Raw genomic sequence first — 22,147 nt, 5'->3', positions numbered from 1 at the left:
AAAACTGAAAAAACCGCCGACAACCCTACTGACCAGATTAAAACCACTCTCACTTGTTGCAGACAAAACCAAACCGAAATGCAGCGCACACTCCTTTTGGCTAAGATTCATAACTGTACCCTCACGGCAGCGAATATCAACTACGTGGGTAGTATCAGCATTGATGAAGTACTTTTAGATAAAGCTGGTATTTTACCTTATGAGCAAGTACAAGTAGTGAATAATGCTAATGGTAAGCGTTTTATTACTTACGCAATTCCTGCAACTGCTAATTCAGGAGCGATTGAATTAAATGGAGCAGCCGCACGTTTAGGCATTATTGGCGATCGCTTGATTATAATGACTTACGGGCAGTTTACACTAGAGGAGTTAAAACATTACTCTCCTACGGTTGTCATTGTGGACGACAAAAACCAGATGCTGGAAGTGCGAAACTACGATGATCTGCTCAGTAAGCTCTAATTTCAAGAAAAATGTCAAATTTTGAGCTGTCTGATTCCCAAAGCTACGTCAATGAAGAATTAACTCCCACGCTCAATCACCTTGCTGGGGAGTTTTGGATTAAATTCTGGGGTGTACGCGGTTTAATCGCTACCCCCAACAGTCATACCTGCCGCTATGGTAGTAATACTGCTTGTGTTGAAATATATATAGCAGGGCAACGTTTGATTTTTGATGGAGGTACTGGCTTACGGGTTCTAGGAAAAACTTGGCAACTACTGCAAGAATCTCTAAAAGCCCATTTATTTTTTACCAACTCCCAATCAAATCGCATCCAAGGATTTCCCTTTTTTGCCCCTGCATTTATTACAGGTAACTGCTTTAATATTTATGGTATAGCGGCCTCCAATGGTGCATCAATCAAACAATGCCTGTGCGATCAGATGCTCCAACCTCACTTTCCTTACCCGTTACAGGTGATGCAGTCGGAGTTGCTTTTTCATCATTTGACTCCAGGTAATACAGTGGAGTTAGGTGATGTCAAAATCACAACAGCATTAATAAATAAAAATCAGAGGTCAATTGGCTACCGGGTGAATTGGGGAAACCATAGCATGGCCTACGTGACTGATTTAAATCAGAATCTTGATTTAGAAGAGCAAGAGCGAATTCTACAACTTATTCAAGGTGTTGATTTACTAGTTACCAATGCTACCTATACTCCCCCAACGAATAAAAACCATGAATATGCTGAATTATTATGGAAAACTCCCGTTGATTTAGCTCAAACTGCTGGTGTGCAAAGGTTAGTAATATCACACCATCATCCAGATGACGATGATGTTTTTCTTGACCAAGTTCAAGACCAACTGAAGTCTACATTTCCTAATGTGTTACTAGCTTGTGAAGGGATGGTATTACCTGTGAGCAAGTAACTTCAAGTCACCTGAATTCAATCTTCAGTTCTTGAAGTTTAGCAGCTACTGCTCCACTGCTCAATAATTCTGTAGCTTTGGCTATCCCTGCTTGTATATCTAGAGAAAGTCCGCTGCGCCATAGATAAAAACCACCATTCCATAAGGCTGTTTGCATGAGTTCACCGGCTTGTCCAGCCAAAACGGCTTGCATATCCTTGATTAATTCTTCTGTAGTGGTAAGGGGGACATTTTTGGTAGTGAAACCGTATTCACGAGGTACAAGGTGTAGCCGTTCTAATTCTGGGGATGTTGTTAGTGAAGATAATCCGATGATGGCTGTGCGATCGCGCGGTAAGTCACAACTGCCTTCTAAACCCTTGACAAAGGTAAATTGCGTTACCCCACGTAAACCCAAAGCCACTTGAAACATCGCTTCTGTAGGGGGGTGTACAAAGCCAGCAATGATGTGAGCATGACCAGCATAGGGACACCAAATTAACTCCATTGTCGCTAATGGTGGACGTTTACCAAGTTGATCGCGGTATTCCCATAAAGTTTGATTTAAAGGGAAATGCTTGGGTGTGTAAACAAAGCCAATTCCTGTTTGCTCAAAAACCTGCTGGATTTGTTCCAGTGGTAAACCAGTCCAATCTACTCCTAAACCTTGCCAAATCTCAATTAAAGGTAAACCATATTTTGTTGGTAAGCGATAGCTCCCGTGCATAATTACCGATTGTCCAGCAGCAGCCAATAATAAAACCGTAATAATATTAATTGGGGCAGTTCGAGTTCTGCCATCATAGGGTATACCTAAAACGATCACAGGTTGTGCTATTGGTTGCAACTTAGGTCCAAGTTCATAGTAAGCATCCAACATCCCCGCTAACTCTTCACCTGTGGGACGTTTGATACGGTGAGCAATCAAAAACGCGCCAATTTGGGCTGGTGTCGCTTCACCTAATAGCATCATCTTTGTAGCAGTAGCCGCTTCAGCACGAGTTAAATTCTCGGATGTATGACTTCCACTACCTACTTTTTGGATAAATTCTCTAAATATATTAGTCATTGATTAATTCTCATTAGGGATTAATTTTATCAGCTAAAGTAATCTTGGATGATTCCTAACTCCAAAAAAGGGTTACAGCACTTCCCGGTGTTATGAGGTACAAGAACCCCACCCCCAACCCCCTAAGAGCAAGCGATGAGGGGGCTAAGATGTACTTCATAAGAGCGGAAACCGCTGTATTGAATTCTTGTTAATAATTTCGTTAAAATAAGTTATTTACTAAAAAATTGTAAATCACACACAACATCATGAATTTTAATTTAGAACAGTTTGCCAGTGATAACTACTCTGGAATTTGTCCAGAAGCATGGGAATACACATTAAAAGCAAACCAAGGTATATTCGCCCAAAACTTTTCAAATATCCTCTAAGATATTTATCTTTTACACAACATCGTAAAATAGCTTGATATTCCTTACCTGAGAAAGATGTAAATTCCTACTTAAACAGTTTTGGCAGACTGATTAAATAACAAATCTCGTGATTGTTCGGGACTGATTTGCTGATTTTTGAAAGCTTCGGCTTTTTCAAAAGCTCGAATAGTTGCTGGACGGGCTTTAATCTCTTCAAACCAGCGTTGTAGGTGAGGAAAATCTTCTAGCTTTTGGCTTTGTCGTTCGTAGGGTACAATCCAGGGATAGCTGGCAATATCAGCAATGGAATAATCCCCAGCAATAAATTTGCGATCGCTCAATCGTTTATTTAAAACAGCGTATAATCGTCCTGTTTCATTGACATAGCGATTAATGGCGTAATCAATTTTTTCAGGGGCATATTGGCTAAAATGATGGTTTTGACCTGCCATTGGTCCCAATCCCCCCATCTGCCAAAACAGCCATTGGAGAACCTCTACACGACCGCGAATATCTGTGGGCATTAACTTGCCAGTTTTTTGTGCCAAATACTCTAGAATTGCTCCAGATTCAAAAATAGAAATAGGCTCACCACCATCAACAGGTTGGTGATCAATAATTGCAGGAATGCGATTATTAGGAGAAATCTTCAAAAACTCTGGTTTAAACTGATCTCCTGCACCAATATTTACAGGAATGATGTTATAGGGAAGTCCAACTTCCTCCAGAAATATTGTAATTTTATGGCCGTTGGGCGTAGTCCAATAGTAAAGGTCAATCATATAGCGATCCGATTTGAGTTATGAATTTGTCGTGGAGGCAGGGAATAGGGAATAGGGAATAGGGAATAGGGAATAGAGTTTTAGAGGATTTGGATGTACGGAGTTTTGTATGGCTACGCCACGCAAGCTATCAATAATCAAATAGGAGTCCTATAGATGTATTTCCTAGTAGATAAAGTAGTCAGATGAAGAATTTTTTCCAACTCGCAAATTAAGAAACAGAACGTTGTTGGTTAATTTGTAAATGAATATTATCCTTGACAAGTTGCCAAAAATGTTGAATAGGGGGAATCTGAAGACGGTCTTGAGTTGTTACCATAACTACGCGACGAGTCAAACTAGAATTATCAGCTAAATTACTATTATTGGCTAGGGGACGAACTGCCAGAGTCGGATCATATTTAGCTTCTATTAATGCTGAATGGGGAAGTAAAGCAATCACTTCTCCTTGACGAACTACTCCCCGAAAAGCATCTAAAGTGTTTACTTCCAAAGCTGCATGGAGTTTAGCTTCCATCTGTTCAAATCGATCTTGAATTAGACGCTGCATCCCATAACCATCTTTAAATACTACTTGCGGATAACGAATTAACTCCAACCAAGGGATAGATTCATAACCAGCGAGGGGATGATTTGCTGCGGTGAGGACTTCTATCGGTTCATCATATAGGACTTCTACGGCCATTTCTTTGCTAGAGATTAAAAAGCGATTGTGCATGACAATTGCTAAATCTACTAAACCATCTTTGAGAACTTTGAGAGAGCGATCGCTTCCTAATGATGTTACTCGTAATTGTACATCAGGATAATCACGGCAAAATTTTTGTAATACTGGCGGTAAATAAGAAGCACAGACAGAATGAATTGCTGCAATACATAGTTCTGGCTGCTTTCCCCCCATTAAATCCGTTAATTCTTGTGTAGCGGATTCCCATTCTTGGCAAATTTTGCGGACACGGGGAAGTAAAATTTCACCTCCTAAAGTCAATTTAGCATTGGTGCTTCTATGAAATAGTTCTACTCCTAAATCTGCTTCTAATCCCTGAATTTGCCTACTAATAGTTGATTGAGTCACACCACATTGTTTTGCTGCTTGTTGAAAGCTACCACTTTGAGCGATCGCTAAAAAGGCTTGCAACTGCTCTAGACGCATTTTTATCTAGCCTGAATATAACCTGAGTATAAATTTATTACTTTCACTAATTTACAGCAGTTTTCATGTATTTGTACCACACGCTAATTTTTCTATTCCTTTCTTCCTTTGCATCTACTCTACGAGATCGCAGAGCGTTTTGTATAAAAGCGAGATTACACTAACCTAATTCATACTTCGCTTCGCTAATGCGTGAGATATAACGTGAGATATAAAATGTGGTTCATTTACCCGAAAATCGCTGTAACGACTACCACCACAGATGACCTTTTTTTAATTAAAAGTTAAAAGTTAAAAATTAAAAATTTAAGATTAATAATAATTTTTAATTAATTAATTTTGGGTGCAAGCCCCCACTGATTGCAATTTTTAATTAATAATTTTTAATTTTTAATTGGAGCGACTATGCTTTCGCTATCAAATAATTTAGGACTTACGCATTGACAGAATAACAAAATAGTGCATTGATAAATAAGAGTCGTCGAGTAATGGGTATGAGAGAATGAGAGAAATTACTAAACCCTCGACAGCACAATGCAATCTAGACATCTACACCTTATTTTTGCTGTCAGAGCCAAAGTATGGAGGGTGCAGTAGGTTAGCGGAGATATTGGGAGATGTTTCACATGATAGTGTAAACCGCTTTTTATTGAGAGAGAGATACGAACCCAAAGATTTATTCAGCATAATAGAGAAAATTATCAATCTGGAAGGAGGGATATTAAGTGTAGACGATACAGTCATAGAAAAGATTTACAGCGACCCTAAAAATGCGGAATTAATCAGTTATTTTTGGTCAGGGAAAGCCCATAAAACTATTATTGGCTTAAATTTAATTAGTCTATATTACAGTGATATTAATGGTAATTCAGTACCAATAAATTATAGAATATATGATAAAAAGGAGGGAAAAACAAAAAACGATTATTTTAGAGAAATGGTAATTGAAATAATAAGCTGGGGAGTCAAACCCAGAATGGTAACAGGAGATAGTTGGTATTCTGGAGTAGAAAACTTGAAATTTCTAAAAAACCAGAAATTGGGTTTCCTATTCGGAATTGAAAAAAATAGAACTGTTTCAAATGAGCCACACAAGTATTGTCAAGTAAGCACTCTGGCTATTCCCCAAGAAGGATTAAGGACTCATCTGAAAGAATTTGGATTTATAAAATTGTTTAGGAAAGACTTTAAAAAGGAAGACTCTAGACATTATATTTTATATCTACTAGATGAGGAGAAAATCAAAGACATAACCAGAAGTACCTTTATCACAATTCATGATACCCATTGGGGTATTGAAACATTTCATCGAGCCATAAAACAAGTATGTGGAATTTGTCGGTTCATGGTTAGAGATACCTGTGCAATCAAAACTCATATATTTTGTTCACTTCAAGCTTTTGTGAAATTGGAGTTTATGCGCTCTGAAAATATAATTAGCAATTGGTATGAAGTACAAAGGAATCTGTTTACTTCTGTTGTCCGTGAGCATATTTTTGCCAACCTTCGCAAGGATGCCATTATCTAGACTACATAGATGATATTTTTTGTCAATGCGTAAGTCCTATAATTATAGAAAAGCCCAAATTAGAATAGCGAGACTTTGAGCCAAAACGGATTGCAGACGAATTCATGCATCAGACAGAGGAGATATTACTGAATCTAATTGTGAAAGTGATTTGATGATCGGCACTTTGGACATGAATTGAACCGCTTAAACGTTTAACCATTGCTTTCACCAAAGCCAGTTCTAGTCCAGAATCGCTAGATTTCCAGGGAGCATTGTTAGTAAAGCGATAAAATGGCTGAAAAACCCTTGCTAGTTCATGACTGGGAATCTCTACACCGGAATGGCTAACTTTTAGCTCTACTGTGTCTGCAATCAATTCAGCAGAAACGGTGATTGAGTCACCTGCGGGAGTGTATTTACAAGCTTGGTTAAGCAATTGGGTGATAATTCGCTCAAAATCGGTGATATCGGTTTCTAAAGGCGGAAGTTTTGTGGCAATATTTAAGTTTAAGTTTTGTTTTTGACAATTGGCAACATCCCGAAAAGACTCGACAATGGGAGTTAGCCAGGTTTGTAAGTCAATGGCGATTAATGTCGGCGGTTCGGGTTCAATTTTGAGATAGGTGAGGGTAAGCAAATCGTTAATTAATTTGGTTTCACGTCCGCACTCATAATGTAAAATCTGTAAAAGTTGCGGGACTAATTCTAGATCGAGAATACCACTTGGAGTCAGCAGACTTTCTAGAGTTTGAGCAGCAAGACTAATACTAGTTACGGGTGTGCGAAGTTCTTGGGAAAGAGTTTTCAGGAATTCGTTTTTGTGACGTTCCCGTTTTTCTAGTTCTTTTACCTGTGCTTTGGTTTTTTCCTGTAGTTGAGATTGGCGAATTGCGATCGCACATTCATTAGCTATCTCCTGTACTAAGGATATCTCCAATTGCTCAAATATCTCCTCTGTTGGTTTAATTAACCAAATATTGCCTAAAATTCCCTGAGAATCAAAAATTGGACAAGCTAGTTGGGAGACAACTTGTACTTGTATATAGTTTCCGGGCAGAATTTCCACAGATTGCAAAGTTTGTTTTTGCAAAAGTGGCTGATATACTTCGGGAAAGTCGGCAATATCTCTAATTAATCCCTGACAATGCGGTGAACTAGTACTATATTCACAGGTGACTGTGGCTGAAGTTTGGTAAGAGTTATAAAGTTCGATTTGACATCGTTCCAGTTGCAATAATTGCGCTAATTCTTGAACTGCTGTTTGGAGAACTTCCTGAGCATCCACACTATCACGGATTTGTTCAGTAATCCTTCTCACTAGTGCTTGAAAATTCTGCGCTTGATTTAACTGGGATGTATGCTGTTGTTTTTGTAATTCTAGTTGTTCTTGCAGATATTGTACTTGTTTTTGTAGTTCTGCTTGCTGGGCAGCAATACCGAGTTGAATAGCTATTTGTTTGAATAAATCAATTTCTGCTTGTTGCCATTGTCGCTTTTCTCGGCAATGTTGAGCAATCAAAAGTCCCCACAAATTCTGTTTTAATAAAATCGGTACAACTAGATTAGCTTGCACCTGCATGGAAGCCAGAAAATCTCGTTGACAAGGATGCAAACCTGTGGCATAAATATCTTCAACCACGTGAATACAACCACGTCTGTAACGTTCTCGATGTTTGGCATCAAAACAGGGATCTTTGATTTTTCGTCCGAGGAGGAAATCACCAGCGGTAATGGAGGATTCGGCCAAGATTATCCCCCCATTATCCGGCTCAAAGCGATAAATTAAAATGCGATCGCTCTCTAATAAATGCCGAATTTCTTTAACTGTCTGCTGGAGAATCGTTTCTAAGTCTTGACATTGGCGAATTCTTAGCGTTGTTGATGCTAATAACCGTTCCCTTTCTGCTTCTATTTTTCCCGCTTGTTCTGCCAGCTTTGAGGGAGTAATATTGCTACTAGTGCCAATCAGTCTATAAATTCTAGAGTCAGCATCTCGCAATGGCGTTAAAGTTGTACTCCACCAAGTGAATATTCCCTGAAATTGTAAACATTGTTCATAGGAAATCGTTTTCCCAAAACGCACACAATCAGCATAACGCTGACGTACACTAGCAGCATCAACGGGAGAGAGAATATCCTCTGGTTGTTTACCCCGGAGTTCTTCAGAGCGAATACCAAGCCACCGTTCATGGGTAGGATTAAGTGCTAGATAGCGAAAATCCCCGTCTTCCAGAACATCGACAATAAATATAGATGTCTGCACAGAATCGTACATACTGAGTAAAAATTGCTCACTACTACTTTTTTTATCTGCTTCTGTGCCGAAAAAAATCTGCGGTGGTGCTGGGTTTGTCAAATTTGGGATCGATTCAACTGGATTGATTTTCATGGGAGAGCCTCTATTTTGGACTGCTGACTCGATCTAGGCGCTCTCTCTTACATATTAATGCTGATAACAAATTTCCCTTAGCGCCTAAAGCTAAGTATTGTTCAGATTTTGTTCATGGATATATATCTTTGTTTACTTCTAATCCAAAATTGGCTTAAGCTACATAAAATAGTGTAATTAAACACAAATACTGACCTCACCCCCAACCCCTTCCCTAATAGAGAAGGGGAGACTAAAATCCTCTCCCTTTGTAGTCGGGGAGAGGTTTGCAAAGAGATATTATATTTAATTAAGCCCACCCAGTGAATAGGCGTAAACTCAAGCATTCCTGATGTTTGCAGGCAAAAATACATTTGTATTTTCGGGGAATGATACTGAAAGTATTTTTAGTTATGCTTTGTTATTATTGCATATACTGAGTTACAGACTTAGGTAAATTCCATAATTTTAACAAATCTTTACATTATCGTCAAGATGTTTTCGTGGAAATATCTCCTCATGAGCGGTTAAAAGTTATTTAAGCAATTTATAAGCGCTAATTCCTGTCAAGACTCCCACAATCAACCAGGTAATAGCTAAACCGACAACTTCACCTAAAAATAACTGTGTGAGACGGTGCAGAAATAGCCCTACAGCCGAACCAGTGGAAACAGCAACAGCCCAACTTGCGGAACTCACAAACATCCAACACCATACCCAAGGAACTGATTGAGGCATTGCTATCCACCATTGTGCCAGACCAATGACTAAACCGCCTATACTTCCGGAAATAATCCCTAAGAAAATTCTCAGAGGGAAAAATTCACTTGAGGGTACACACCAACCTACCGCACCGACACCAATAGCCGCAATTAGCACCCAACTGAAAATGGTGGATAATATCCAGCCCAGGGGAAAGATTCTATGTCTGAGTATATAAGATTGGGGGAGTGCGATCGCTAATCCACCTATACCTGCTTCTAGCAAACCAATATCCGACTTTTCACCAATTTCAATCCACAGCAAACTTAATAAAAAACCACCCAAAGTGGCAAAAATCCACAAAGATGTAAAACTCAAAATACTATATTTAGGTTTTTTAAATGCTAATTGCATCACACTTTTTTCAGGTTTAAAGGTTTGACAGCTTTGTTATAAAACATTTCCAAAAAAGCATTTCTCCGCTTTTGAGGTGATTCGGGAGAAATGTAACCCCACAAACTTTCCCAATAGAAAAAAGAGAAGCCAAAGAAATTGTGTTCCCGCACAATTTGGACTTTTTCTTTAATGCGATTAATCTCCACAGGATTGATTAAAGTTCCTGTTGATATGCCAATACTTACAGGAATCTTCGTCAAAGCTGATTGTACCGCAGGTTTTTCAATTTCGGCAATAAAAGAATTCTTATCATCTCGATATACCTGCAAAATCAATTCATCTACAAAACCTTTATTTACCCAATTTTCCCAATCTTGTAAATAGTATTTATAGGCAAAATACTGTGAGTTTGGAGAAAGAGATATTTTCGCATGAGGCTTAATTGCTTTTACCTCTTTATTGATTTGGAACATGAAATCAGTAATTTTATTTGCTCTCCAGCGCATCCATTCTGCATCAAAAGGATTGCTAGGTGGACTTTTACCTAAATGTTCTTTTTGATAAAGTTTAATAGTGAAATAATCATAACCAAATTGTACAGGCATTCCAAAATGATCATCAACTTGAATTCCATCTACATCGTAATTTTTAACAACTTCCAAAATTAAACTTTTGAGAAACTTCTGTACTTGTGGGTGCAGAGGATTTAGCCAAGCTTGTCGATTAAACGTGCCATTATCTATTTCTTCCGGTAGATTTTCATCAACAGAATTTATGCCTTGTTGTCCAATTGTCAACCATTCCGGATGTAACTTTGCTAATTTAGAATTAGGTGGAGTCATTAACCCATATTCAAACCAAGGAATCACACTCAAATTTTGATTTTTTGCCAACCTTACCAACTTAGCTAAAACGTCATTTCCCCCATGCACAAAATTGAGAAAAGGTTGAACATCTTCACCCGTTATACTTTTAGCAACATCACTTTTATAGAAAGTGTAACCTCGATTCCAAACTACGGGATAAATTGTATTAAAATTGAGTGCTGCTAATTGATTGATAGCGCGGTTAATACCCCAAGGAACAAAAAGTACACCACTAGCAACATTAGTCAACCAAACGCCACGAATTTCTGTAGTGACAAGACTTGTTTTTTCAGGAGAACCCAAAGTTGAAGAAATTGGCAATACGGTTAAACTGAATACAAATCCTAAACATAGGAATAATAAAAAACAACGGCGTAACACCCTATTCATTGGGAAACTAGACTTAGTTTTATCCTCTATATATAACTACAAAATCAACTTATATTTATCAGGATTATGTAATGATATCAAGATTTGTTGATAAAATAATAAAAAAATTGTAGATTTAAAGGTGCATATCCCCGACTTCTTGAAGAAGTCGGGGATATTGTGTTTGTAAACAAATAGTATTAACTTATACTTTGCTTGCTAATTAAAATTTCTCCACTCCCGGAAATTGCTGAATTGAAGCTTTTGCTGCTTCTCCACAAGTGCGAGGAGTGGGAAAAATCTTCCCAGGATTTGCTAAACCTTGAGGATTAAAAACCTGTCTTACCCATTGCATAGTTTCTAAATCAGCGTCACTAAACATATCTGGCATATAACATTTTTTATCAGCACCAATACCATGTTCACCAGAAATGCTACCACCGACTTTCACACACAATCTCAGAATTTCTCCACCTAATTCTTCAACTTTTTCTAATGCACCATGTACAGAATTATCAAATAAAATCAAAGGATGTAAATTACCATCTCCAGCATGAAACACATTAGCAATTGGATAACCATATTTTTGACTTAAAGCCTCAATTTCATTTAATACATAAGGTAATTGAGTCCGAGGAATTACCCCATCTTGTACATAATAATCAGGGCTTAAATTTCCAGCAGCAGCAAAAGCGGCTTTTCTTCCTTTCCACAATTTTAATCTCGTTTCTGGATCATTTGCAGTCGTGATATTTCGCGCCCTATTCTTTTTACAAATTTCAGCTACTCGCTTTTTATTGACATCAACTTCAATTTCTAAACCATCAATTTCTACTAATAAAATTGCCGTGGCATCACGAGGATAACAATTTGTAGCAACAACATCTTCTACTGCATTAATACTAATATTATCCATCATTTCCATCCCACCAGGAATAATTCCCGCGCTGATGATATCAGATACAGTTGCGGCTGCATCTTCAACACTGGTAAAATCTGCTAAAAGCACACAAATTGATTCTGCACTTTTGAGAATTCGCAAAGTGATTTCTGTCGCAATTCCTAAAGTTCCTTCTGAACCGACAAATACACCTGTTAAATCATAACCTGGTATTTCGGGAATTTGTCCACCAACATCAACAATTGAACCGTCAGGAAGCACAAGTTTTAAACCCAAAACGTGGTTAGTGGTGACACCATATTTTAAACAATGTACTCCACCTGAATTTTCGGCAATATTGCCACCAATTGAGCAGATAATTTGGCTTGAAGGATCTGGTGCATAATAAAATCCAGCACCGCTAACGGCTTGTGTCACCCAGCTATTAATGACTCCTGGTTGAACAACTGCACGTTGATTTTCTAAATCAATTTTAATAATTTGCCGCATTAAGGAAGTAACAATTAAAACCGAATCTTCTGATGGTAAAGCGCCACCAGATAAACCAGTTCCTGAACCTCGTGCAATGAAGGGGACGGAGTATTGATTACAAATTTTGACGATTGCGGCTACTTGTTCTGTGGTGCGTGGTAAAACTGCAACTGGGGGTGTTTGGCGATAGCTGGTTAAGCCGTCGCATTCATAAGTGAGGAGTTCTTCTCGGCGTTTTACTACTCCTTTTTCACCCAGGACAGCGATGAATTTTTTGATGATGGGTTTCCAGTTGATTTGTTTTTTATCTTGTTCTTTATCTTGGGTAAGCATAGGGTTTTGTTTATTGGTGGTAGATGTTTATCTTTACTTTAAGGCTATTTGTGTGGTTATGGAAGTTGTTTTTTTCTCACGCAGAGACGCAAAGAAGAGGAGGGTTTTTGATACATATATAACCATTAGTTTTTTTGTTCTACCTCTTCTCTTATGCTACGGTATTAAAATAAAACTCAAATATCACACTTACCTCTGTCTAAATATGGATTTCCACGAACACGGCTATCACGTTATTAGAGAACTAGGACGTAACCGAGAAGGTGGTAGGATTACCTGGTTAGTAACAAATATTAATACAGGGCAAGAAGAGGTAATTATGCAGGTGCGACTCATTCTAGGATTTGGAGCTAGTGTAGGAGCAGGAATAATAATAGGCTTTCTGAATCCATTTATTTTATTAGCACTAACTGGAACAAGTTTACCTGCACTTTCTATGCTGCTTTATTCACCCCTAAAACAACGTAAGTTAATTGCTAAATATCGTCAGTCTGAGGAATCTTTAATTAAGCCGTGAAAATGTCTGAATCAGGATTTACAGGATTTAAGGATTTACAGGATGAAGAGATTAAATATCTTTTGTCTGATAGCGTAGCGTGGCTACGCTATCAGACAAAATGCTATAATAAACAAATAACTACTTGATGCTATATCAATTTTATGATCATTGCTCAAGAATTAGAAGCTCAACAAAACATCTCCCAAGATGTAATTTTTCCTCCAGGTGATTTATATAGTGACGAACCTCCCGTGGAAACAGAACTGCATCTAGAGCAAATTATGCTCTTAATCAAATGTATCAAATGGCTGTGGAAAGATAGAAATGATTTTTACGCTGCTGGAAATCTCAGCATTTACTATAGTCCTAACCAAAAAAAATCAGAATATTTCCGGGGTCCAGATTTCTTTGTAGTTTTAGGAACTGAACGCAAAACTCGCAAAAGTTGGGTAGTTTGGGAAGAAGACGGTAAATATCCGAATTTCATTTTAGAAATTCTTTCACCAACTACAGCTAATACAGATAGAGAATTTAAAAAAGAACTTTATCAAAATACTTTCCGCACACCAGATTATTTTTGGTTCGATCCTTATACATTAGAATTTGCAGGTTTTCATTTAGTAGATGGAGAATATCAACCTCTAGAAGCAAATGAAAAAGGACATTTGTGGAGTAAGCAGTTAGGGTTATATTTAGGAATTCATGAGGGTTTATTGCGGTATTTTACACCAGAAGAAAAATTAGTTCCCACACCTGAAGAAACCGCAGAAATACAAACTGAAAGAGCAGAAGAAGAAGCAAGAAAAGCAGAACGGTTAGCTGCAAAATTGAGAGAATTAAATATTGATCCAGACACAATTTAAAATGTAAAAATGTAGGTTGGTTTAAGCAACAGCGCAACACAACAAATTACCCGTAAATGAAAATAAATGTCTGATAGCCTAGCCATATCAGACATTTATTCAAATTCTAATACTTCCTCTCCTTTGGCTCAAACATATTAATCATTACCGGACGATATTGAATATCAATTCCCGCAGGTGAATAATAAGCCATTGTGTGTTGCAGAAATTGACTATCATCTCTATTTGGGAAATCTTCTCGAAAATGTGCGCCGCGACTTTCTTGACGATTTAAAGCTGATGCTAAAATTGTCTGTCCTACTACCATTAAACTCTGCAATTCTAAAGCTTCTACTAATTCAGTATTCCAACAAGTGCCTTTATCATCTAAATAAATCTGTGGATATTGTTGTTGTAATGCTTCAAGTTTCTCCAAACCTTTTTGCATTAATTCTTCTGTTCTAAAAACTCCACAATATTGCGTCATTGTGTCTTGAAATTCTTGACGAATTTGGTTAATACGATATTTTCCTGGTTGTTCTAGTAAAGATTGAATTTGTTGTTTTGCTTCGGTAATATAATGTTGCTCATTTACATTTGGTAATTTGCGGTTCTGCACATATCTGGCTATACTTGCCCCTGTGCGTTTGCCATAAACTACACATTCTAATAGCGAATTACTACCGAGACGGTTTGCACCATGAACGGAAACGCAAGAGGTTTCCCCAGCAGCAAAAAAGCCTTCTACTAAGTCATCTGCACTGCTGCGGACTTGTCCATCTGTGTTCACTGGTATACCACCCATGCAATAATGGATTGTGGGACGTACTGGCATGGGTTGAGTGACTGCATCTACACCTACCAAACGATGGGCTTCTTCCCAACAGAAGGGAACGCGACTCATGATTTTTTCTTTACCCAGATGACGCAAATCAAGGTAGACAAATTTACCACCTGGGCTACCATCAGAATTTACACCCCGTCCAGCACGAATTTCATAAGCGATCGCTCTTGAGGTAATATCACGAGGAGCCAATTCCATTCTACTAGGGGCATAATTAGCCATAAAGCGATCGCCATCAGCATTAATCAAATACGCCCCTTCCCCGCGCACAGCCTCGGAAATCAGCACTCCTACAGGATATAAACCGGTGGGATGAAACTGTACAAATTCCATATCTTCTAAAGGCAAACCAGCGATCGCAGTCATTGCTAAACCGTCACCAGTCGAAGCATAATCATTAGAAGTAGTGTTATAAACGCGACCATATCCCCCCGTCGCAAACATCACCGCCTTTGCCCGCACCACCTCAATTTGCCCATCCAACAGGTGAAACATCACCAAACCTTTAGCCTGACCATCTTCTAAAATCAGGCGCATTACATACCATTCTTCGTAAATCTGCACACCATAACGCCGTAAATTATTCACCAACTCGTGCAGAATTGCATGACCAGTTTTATCAGCAGCGTAACAAGTGCGGTTGTGGGAATGTCCACCAAAAGCCCGTTGAGCAATTTTACCATCAGCAAGACGCGAAAACAAAACTCCCATGTGTTCTAAATCAATCACCACATTGGGCGCTTCTTGGGTGAGAATAGCTACAGCGTCTTGGTCTGCCAAATAATCAGAACCCTTGACAGTATCAAAAGCGTGTGCTTCCCAACTATCTTCTGGGTCAACATTTTTCAAAGATGCCGCCATACCACCTTGAGCAGCAACTGAATGAGAACGAATCGGATGGGTTTTGGCAACTACTGCCACATTTAAACTAGGGTCAGTGCGGGCAATTTCTAGCGCAGCCCGACATCCCGCCAAACCACCACCAACAATAATTACATCATGCTCTAACATAAATTTAACTCACATTGCAAAAAAATACCCTGCCTCTAGACAGGGATGTTATCTTAAGTTATCTGTAGGGGCGTATTGCAATACGCCCCTACCAATTTATCAACTAGTTGCTTGTACAGGTTGTTGCTGAGAAATATTACCGGGTATAGGTTCAGTCTTTGTTCCCGGTTCTATAGCAATTAATTCAATATGATTTAACAATGTCGTCACAAAGGCAAACAGCAAGAAAGGCAGTGTCAGAAAAACTACTAATCCGACTGTCGCTAAAGCATACACTGGTCTTCTCGCACCCATCAGCGCCAACGCTGAGGCTAAACTGATAGTAATTGTGATTAACCAAACAATGATTTGACCGTAAATATCACCAAAAGTCAAGGTGCAGACAAACCGATAGTTTTGAATATTATTTTTATTCATCTTATTTGCCTCAATTTTATCCTATAGGTTCTACCTTAAAGCTATGTTTGACTAGCGGTCAATTTCTCAATATTTTGCCAAGGTTTGTAATATCACTTAACAATGTAGTTGTTAATGATCCAAAAAAGCCAAAAAATTAGAGTATTTGAGGCTGTTTTTAGGGAACTCCAAAAAATAAATTATCCAATTTTACCGAATCAAAATTACTTTTCATCTCCCTGCTTTCTGCCCCCTGCTCCCTGCCCCCTGCTCCCTGCCCTAAAAGCGATTGGGTATTTTTTTATTTGCAAGTCCCTTACTCTGCTTTCACCCGTGCTTGTTTCACCATTGCAATCAAGGTTTGATGAGCATCTTCCGCATCTGTTAAAACATGATCAAACTGAATGCGAACTGGTACTGTTTCTCCGTTCACCTGTGCGGTTAAATCCATACCCTCAGCATCAATTGCCAGCATCTGGGCTGCTGTAGCATTTTTTACAGTTCCAAAAGCCTGTGCGTAGATTACAACAGCATTGGCATGATCCTCATTCATGTGTTTGCAGATGCGATCGCTAATTTCTGAAGAGAACTGATCAGACATTGTACGGCTCCCACTGAGATAGATAAATATCGTCTATATTCTAAGCTATACTGGGCTGAGATTGACAATAGCCATTTTATTATGGCTCATAGAATTTTCCTGAGTCACTGACGATATTTGTTCAATATAAATTGTGTAATTAATCAGGTATTTAGTGACCCTTTCAGGGGAAAATCAGACAAATAAGACTGTAGTAAAACTATCCAGTAAATTTATTCAAGGCAAGAGCCGATGAGCGAAATTAGTCCACGAAGAATTATTATTGGCGATGTACATGGTTACTATCAAGGTTTAATGACTCTGTTGGCGGGAATTGCTCCCACATCAACAGATCAAGTCTATTTTTTGGGAGACTTAATCGATCGCGGACCTCAAAGTTCACAGGTAGTAGATTTTGTCAAACAAAATAACTATTCTTGTCTGCTAGGTAATCATGAACAGATGTTACTGAGCGTGCTTGGTAATAAATATACCTCTAATCAAACAATGCACGCATGGCTGTATAGTGGTGGACAAGCAACTATTAATAGTTATCAAGCCGCCCAAATTCCCCAAGAACATATCGATTGGTTTCAAAGTTTACCTATCTATCTTGATTTGGGAGATGTTTGGTTAACTCATGCAGGTGTAGATCCCGATAAATCTGTATCAGAACAAACAGCAGACGATCTTTGTTGGATACGTGATGAATTTCACAGCCTCCAACAGCCTTACTTTCAGGATAAATTAATTATTGTCGGTCATACTATCACCTTCAGTTTACCAGGGGTGGCTCCTGGTCAATTAGCGCAAGGAAAAGGCTGGCTAGACATTGATACCGGTGCGTATCATCCTCGCAGTGGTTGGTTAACCGGACTGGATATTACCAATAAATTGGTTTATCAAGCCAATGTCTTTAACCACTGCGTTCGGACTCTGCCTTTGGAAAAAGCAGTAGCTATAGTTGAGCCAAAGAAAGTTAAAGTTAGTCATCGTCACAAGCAACGAGCCTGAGATGAAAGCCCAGGTTGAGAGCAATGACAATATGGGGGTATTTTTTGACTAGCTGGAACAGTGTTTCTACGGTAAAAAGGCTCGGATATTAGCTTTATAAGTCGTACTATCCAAGCCATAATTTCCCTTACTTGGTTGGTTATTGATTTGACGTTGGAGAACCTTGACGCGATCGCGTGCGCCAGGGTGTGTACTCAAAAACGTGGGAACGGAACTCTTTCCCTCTAGCTTTTTCATAAACGAAACCATCGCTAAGGGGGCATAACCAGCGCGTGTTAAGGTACTTAATCCTCTTCTATCAGCATCATATTCATCTTGACGACTACGTGGACGATTGAGTGCTAAATCGACACCAATACCTACTGCTTGATTTCGATTTAAACCTGCTGCTGTAGCTACACCACTAGCGATCGCTCTTTGCCGCATCTGCTTGACTAAATGCTTACCTTCAATGTGACCCATTTCATGGCCAAGTACACTCGCTAACTCCGCTTCATTATCTGCCACTTTTAATAGCCCCGTATTCACATAAACGAAGCCACCCACAGTGGCAAATGCGTTAACAGCTTCATCTTCAACTACTTGAAAAGTATAAGGAATATTAGGGCGACTGCTATTAGCCGCTAAACGTCTACCAACTTGCTCTATATAGCGATTAAGCTGTTGATTGCGGGAAAGTCGAACTTCCTGCTGCAATTCATCATTCATCTGTTTACCAAGCTCAACTTCCTGACGCTCAGATATATTCGATAACTGAAATATTTGCACACCTTGGAAGAGAAGCGGTAATAAGTCTATAGCTTTGCTGGGAAGGGGTGTACTCAAGCACAGACTAAGAGCAACAGTTAGGGAAATCAACGGATACAACCAGCGGCGCTGCCATAATCGGTAATTTCTCAAAAATCCATTCCAGTTAATCATAATCTTCAGAAAATAGCGTTGTGTGAGAACTTAAAATAGGGGACGTATTTATAGCTGCTGAAGTTGCATTCTCCACTCAATACCCTTAATCTCAACAACTATATCAACTCCAAGATTACCAGACGAAAAACCCTCAAAGTCTGAGCTATGATTAAAAATCAGAAATTCTCAACTACAACTGAGTTGGCTTGCGGCTGCCATTGCTGGGAACTGTCCCAGTACATGATAGACTGTCCCATGACCGCAACACCAAGCCGCTTTAATTTATTAGCAAATACAGAACATTGCCACTTTCCTCCAAAACCTTGCTCTTACAATCATTGACAAAACTTGTTATGCTTATTTTAGATTCCAAAGGTCGCTTATTCGGAAAAATCAACTTACTCGATTTAGGTGCTGGGCTGGTAATTTTGCTGGTTATATTTGGCATCTTTATCTTTCCCGGAACTTACGGTTCTGTGGCTCAACTTGGTAAAAAAACAGTACCTATGGAGGTAGATTTAGTTGTTCGTGGTTTAAATGTTCGCGACCCTGAGCAGTTATTTAAACAAGGATTTAGCAAAGGTGGTAAAACAAGTGTAATTATTCGCAATCAACCCTATGGTGAAATTGGGATAAAATCCATTCAAGAACTACCCAGAACAATTACTGTTCCCCAACCTGATGGTTCTGTGAAAGAATTACCAGACCCAAGATCAAATAATTTTAGTAGAGATTTTCTTTTGACTTTAGAAGGCCCAGCTGAACTTACCGACAGCGGTCCAGTTTTAGGTAAAAATAAAGTGAAAATCGGTATGCCTTTTGAATTAGAAGGTTTTAACTATAATTTCAACGCTTCTGTTATTGATCTCCGCTTAAAAGATAAATAACATTTTGGTAATTGGTGATTGGTAATTGGGAAATTATTGATATTTATTCTCCTGCGTCCCTGCTCCCTGCTCCCTGCTCCCGTTCGGCTACGCTCACGGCAAGCCTGCTCCCCAGTCTCCAATCACCCAATCACCTATTTAGCAAAGTTAAATATCGGCGAATTAATCCAATTGTCACGGCTGGTAATTCTAATTGGGGTGTTAATCCCACATTTTCTAAAGGTTGGAAAAAACGAATAAATTGGGGATTCATTTCCGCAAAGCGGCGACCAATTTCTGGTCCAGTAAATTGTGACTTCTGTCCCCAAATAATAGCGGTGGGAGTTGTTAGCTGTTGAATATAAAGAGACAAATCAAAGCACAAGTCTCCACGCACAAAAGATAGTGCTGCATACTCAGCATTCGGTTGTAGTGCAGATTGTAAATAAGCTTCCACAATCTCTTGATAAACTCGATTACTCTGGGCAAATTGTCTTTGCTCTAAAAAGCTGCGAATACCTGCATCCGTAGCAATTCCAGTACTATACAGCAAGCGGTCAACCAGGGGAACGCTGACCAATTGGGCAAAAAAGCTGCGAGAGTAGTCTTGACCAAAGTCCGAAAGTCCAGAGGGTGTGACCAAAATCAACGACTTAAATAGATCAGGATGAGTGTTTGCGACTTGAATTATAAACCCTGCGGTCAAAGAAGATGCGATCGCTGTTACTGGACTTGTACAAGTCTGTTCAATAAACTCTCGAATCGTCGTTAAATAATCCTCAATTTTGTAACTGCGTTGCGGATGATTAGACCTACCCCAACCGATTAAATCTGGTGCAATCACCCGATATTCAGCCGCAAAAGCCGGATACACCTTCGACCATTCGTAAGCAGAAGATCCACCACCAAAGCCATGTAGAAATACCAAAGTTTCCCTGTCAGTTTTTTCATTTTCATTCTGCCAAGGTAATCCACTAGCAGTATAATATACCATATTACCTAGGGAGGTATTAATAGAGCGTTGCTCAAATCCCAGTGGTTGCAACATACGTATTTTTGGTTTTTTTGTCACTAATGAGCATTTGTAGCACAGAAATAGCTCTAGATTGCTTATTTATTCAGTTTAGAACTTTTCTTGACAAAACCAGTTCCTTGAACAGTAGCTTGACTGCATTAACCCTCTCGATGAATTTTGTCAAGCTGGTGCAGTAAATTTTCAAAAAGCTCTATTTATTGTACTCCGACTTAACTATGAGTTGCCTCTGACTTTTTACTGGGGATTCGATGTAATAAATAGATATGCTGTCAAGAATGCAGCCAAATTTATGGGAAAGGGTCACATTATGCACGACGGCAACTGTCTATTGGCGTGATAATTGAGTAATTGGTAATAGGGAAAAAGGTAATGAGCCAAAACTGCTTTCCTATCACCAATAACCAATAACCAATAATCGATTATGACATTAATATTAGCTCTTGATTTTGGCGGAACTAAACTAGCAGCAGCGACGGTGAAAGCTGGTTCTAGAGAGTGGTTGCGTTATGAAAATCGTCTCTCACCAGCAAACGCAGATGCTTTGAGTGATATAGAAATTATGCGATCGCTCATTGATTCTGTGCTAGATAAAAATAAACCCGATGCTATCGGTGTCAGCTTTGGTGGTCCAGTAGACGCAGCCACAGGAATGGTCAGACTTTCTCATCATGTCCCAGGCTGGGAAAATATTCCCCTTAAAGAGTTGCTAGAAGAAGATTACAATGCTCCTACCAGTGTAGACAACGATGCGAACGTGGCTGCTATTGGCGAACATCGCTTTGGTGCTGGTCGGGGATATGATAGTTTGTTTTATATCACCATCAGTACAGGCGTGGGTGGTGGTTGGATACTCAACGGTAAACCTTGGCAGGGTGCTGGTGGTATGGCTGGGGAAATTGGACACATGGTTGTGGACCCCACCGGGCCAGTATGTTTATGCGGGAAACGGGGATGTGTAGAACGTTTAGCCTCTGGTCCCTACATGGTACAAAATGCGCGGGAACTTTTGGACAAAGAAACCCAGGATTTCTCACCCAGCACAAGAGGAGAAATACTTAGATATTTAGTAAGCAATGATTTAAACTTGCTCACCGGACAAGTCATCAGTACAGCTGCTGCTCATGGTGATGAATTGGCTCAAGAAGTTTTGTACAAAGCGGCTTGGGCTTTAGGTGTAGGTATTGGGAATGTAGCCAACTTGATGAATCCCCAACGCTTTGTTTTAGGTGGTGGTGTCACCAAAGCCGGGGATAGTTTTTGGGCAACAGTACGCAAGGTAGCGCAGGAAACCGCATTACCAGAAGTTAATTTTGAAGTTGTGCGGGCGTTGTTGGGTGATGATGCGCCGTTATGGGGGGCTGTGGCTTTGGGTTTGGATATTGCGCGGTGAATTGAAGGACAAAGGATAATGGACAAATATCCAGATTCATATCTGTATAACTAATTATCCTTAGCCCATCCAATAATCCCTCAATTTGGTATGACTTTGCTATCTATATGAATGCTAATATTATTGTATATTGTCTCA

21 protein-coding genes are annotated in these 22,147 nt (G+C 39.2%); 9 read left to right on the top strand and 12 right to left on the bottom strand.

The features are described from left to right. The first annotated feature begins 78 nt into the window (after positions 1–78). Positions 79–462 carry an aspartate 1-decarboxylase gene (gene panD / locus A9Y75_RS09785; protein ID WP_071189362.1) on the top strand — a complete coding sequence of 128 codons (384 nt, stop codon included), beginning with the start codon at positions 79–81 and terminating at the stop codon, positions 460–462. A gap of 11 nt (positions 463–473) precedes the next feature. Continuing rightward, the gene (locus A9Y75_RS09780) at positions 474–1,376 is read left to right on the top strand and encodes an MBL fold metallo-hydrolase (protein WP_071189361.1); all 903 of its coding nucleotides are present in this window, start codon (positions 474–476) and stop codon (positions 1,374–1,376) included. Positions 1,377–1,383: 7 nt separating this feature from the next. On the opposite strand, the gene A9Y75_RS09775 is transcribed toward A9Y75_RS09780, so the two are convergent. Next, complete coding sequence (locus A9Y75_RS09775; RefSeq protein ID WP_071189359.1) at positions 1,384–2,424, bottom strand: anthranilate phosphoribosyltransferase family protein; 1,041 nt, start codon at positions 2,422–2,424, stop codon at positions 1,384–1,386. Between the two features lie 248 nt (positions 2,425–2,672). On the opposite strand from A9Y75_RS09775, the gene A9Y75_RS30105 reads away from it, so the two are divergent. Continuing rightward, the gene (locus A9Y75_RS30105) at positions 2,673–2,795 is read left to right on the top strand and encodes a hypothetical protein (protein WP_269086282.1); all 123 of its coding nucleotides are present in this window, start codon (positions 2,673–2,675) and stop codon (positions 2,793–2,795) included. A 71-nt stretch (positions 2,796–2,866) separates the two neighbouring features. On the opposite strand, the gene A9Y75_RS09770 is transcribed toward A9Y75_RS30105, so the two are convergent. Then, entirely contained in the window at positions 2,867–3,559 is a 693-nt protein-coding gene (locus A9Y75_RS09770; RefSeq protein WP_071189358.1) for a glutathione binding-like protein, read from the bottom strand. 211 nt (positions 3,560–3,770) lie between these two features. Next, positions 3,771–4,712, bottom strand: coding sequence for a LysR family transcriptional regulator (locus A9Y75_RS09765; protein ID WP_071189356.1), 942 nt, complete (start codon positions 4,710–4,712; stop codon positions 3,771–3,773). Between the two features lie 562 nt (positions 4,713–5,274). Between A9Y75_RS09765 and A9Y75_RS09760 the strand changes: the two genes are divergently transcribed. Next, complete coding sequence (locus A9Y75_RS09760) at positions 5,275–6,240, top strand: transposase (RefSeq protein ID WP_083389514.1); 966 nt, start codon at positions 5,275–5,277, stop codon at positions 6,238–6,240. A 109-nt stretch (positions 6,241–6,349) separates the two neighbouring features. On the opposite strand, the gene A9Y75_RS09755 is transcribed toward A9Y75_RS09760, so the two are convergent. The 4 genes from A9Y75_RS09755 to glcD all read right to left on the bottom strand — a co-directional run bounded on the left by A9Y75_RS09755 (position 6,350) and on the right by glcD (position 12,628). Further along, entirely contained in the window at positions 6,350–8,611 is a 2,262-nt protein-coding gene (locus A9Y75_RS09755) for a GAF domain-containing protein (RefSeq protein ID WP_071189355.1), read from the bottom strand. Between the two features lie 513 nt (positions 8,612–9,124). Beyond that, a complete protein-coding gene (locus tag A9Y75_RS09750; protein ID WP_071189353.1) occupies positions 9,125–9,706 on the bottom strand; it encodes a hypothetical protein in 582 nt (193 codons plus the stop codon). Continuing rightward, entirely contained in the window at positions 9,706–10,944 is a 1,239-nt protein-coding gene (locus A9Y75_RS09745; RefSeq protein WP_071189351.1) for a glycoside hydrolase family 10 protein, read from the bottom strand. The genes A9Y75_RS09750 and A9Y75_RS09745 overlap by 1 nt, the downstream gene beginning before the upstream one ends. Positions 10,945–11,146: 202 nt before the next feature. Beyond that, complete coding sequence (gene glcD, locus A9Y75_RS09740) at positions 11,147–12,628, bottom strand: glycolate oxidase subunit GlcD (protein ID WP_071189350.1); 1,482 nt, start codon at positions 12,626–12,628, stop codon at positions 11,147–11,149. Between the two features lie 205 nt (positions 12,629–12,833). On the opposite strand from glcD, the gene A9Y75_RS29055 reads away from it, so the two are divergent. Continuing rightward, positions 12,834–13,145, top strand: a complete 312-nt coding sequence (locus tag A9Y75_RS29055) for a hypothetical protein (RefSeq protein ID WP_201788403.1) — start codon at positions 12,834–12,836, stop codon at positions 13,143–13,145. A 143-nt stretch (positions 13,146–13,288) separates the two neighbouring features. Continuing rightward, positions 13,289–13,990 (top strand): Uma2 family endonuclease, encoded by a 702-nt coding sequence (locus A9Y75_RS09730; RefSeq protein WP_071189348.1) that lies wholly within the window; start codon positions 13,289–13,291, stop codon positions 13,988–13,990. 106 nt (positions 13,991–14,096) lie between these two features. Here A9Y75_RS09730 and A9Y75_RS09725 read toward each other — a convergent pair whose 3' ends face one another. The 3 genes from A9Y75_RS09725 to A9Y75_RS09715 form a co-directional block, all read right to left on the bottom strand. After that, positions 14,097–15,824, bottom strand: a complete 1,728-nt coding sequence (locus A9Y75_RS09725) for a succinate dehydrogenase/fumarate reductase flavoprotein subunit (protein ID WP_071189347.1) — start codon at positions 15,822–15,824, stop codon at positions 14,097–14,099. Between the two features lie 99 nt (positions 15,825–15,923). Next, the gene (locus A9Y75_RS09720) at positions 15,924–16,241 is read right to left on the bottom strand and encodes a hypothetical protein (protein ID WP_071189346.1); all 318 of its coding nucleotides are present in this window, start codon (positions 16,239–16,241) and stop codon (positions 15,924–15,926) included. 295 nt (positions 16,242–16,536) lie between these two features. Then, positions 16,537–16,821 carry a DUF2470 domain-containing protein gene (locus A9Y75_RS09715; protein WP_071189345.1) on the bottom strand — a complete coding sequence of 95 codons (285 nt, stop codon included), beginning with the start codon at positions 16,819–16,821 and terminating at the stop codon, positions 16,537–16,539. Positions 16,822–17,052: 231 nt separating this feature from the next. On the opposite strand from A9Y75_RS09715, the gene A9Y75_RS09710 reads away from it, so the two are divergent. After that, positions 17,053–17,814, top strand: coding sequence for a metallophosphoesterase family protein (locus A9Y75_RS09710; RefSeq protein ID WP_071189344.1), 762 nt, complete (start codon positions 17,053–17,055; stop codon positions 17,812–17,814). Positions 17,815–17,880: 66 nt separating this feature from the next. On the opposite strand, the gene A9Y75_RS09705 is transcribed toward A9Y75_RS09710, so the two are convergent. Then, positions 17,881–18,735, bottom strand: a complete 855-nt coding sequence (locus A9Y75_RS09705; RefSeq protein WP_071189343.1) for a M48 family metallopeptidase — start codon at positions 18,733–18,735, stop codon at positions 17,881–17,883. A gap of 335 nt (positions 18,736–19,070) precedes the next feature. Here A9Y75_RS09705 and A9Y75_RS09700 point away from each other — a divergent pair, with 335 nt between their 5' ends. Continuing rightward, a complete protein-coding gene (locus tag A9Y75_RS09700; protein WP_071189342.1) occupies positions 19,071–19,604 on the top strand; it encodes a DUF4330 domain-containing protein in 534 nt (177 codons plus the stop codon). 130 nt (positions 19,605–19,734) lie between these two features. Here A9Y75_RS09700 and A9Y75_RS09695 read toward each other — a convergent pair whose 3' ends face one another. After that, positions 19,735–20,631, bottom strand: coding sequence for an alpha/beta hydrolase (locus A9Y75_RS09695; RefSeq protein ID WP_071189341.1), 897 nt, complete (start codon positions 20,629–20,631; stop codon positions 19,735–19,737). 409 nt (positions 20,632–21,040) lie between these two features. Here A9Y75_RS09695 and A9Y75_RS09690 point away from each other — a divergent pair, with 409 nt between their 5' ends. Next, positions 21,041–22,009: an ROK family protein gene (locus A9Y75_RS09690; protein WP_071189340.1), complete on the top strand. Its 969-nt coding sequence runs from the start codon at positions 21,041–21,043 to the stop codon at positions 22,007–22,009. Positions 22,010–22,147: the final 138 nt, after the last annotated feature.

It is taken from the genome of Trichormus sp. NMC-1 (assembly GCF_001858025.1).
In the GTDB taxonomy this organism is placed as follows: Bacteria; Cyanobacteriota; Cyanobacteriia; order Cyanobacteriales; family Nostocaceae; genus Anabaena.
The sequence above is the reverse complement of the archived record's forward strand: the minus strand, read 5'-3'. Positions and strand labels throughout refer to the sequence as shown.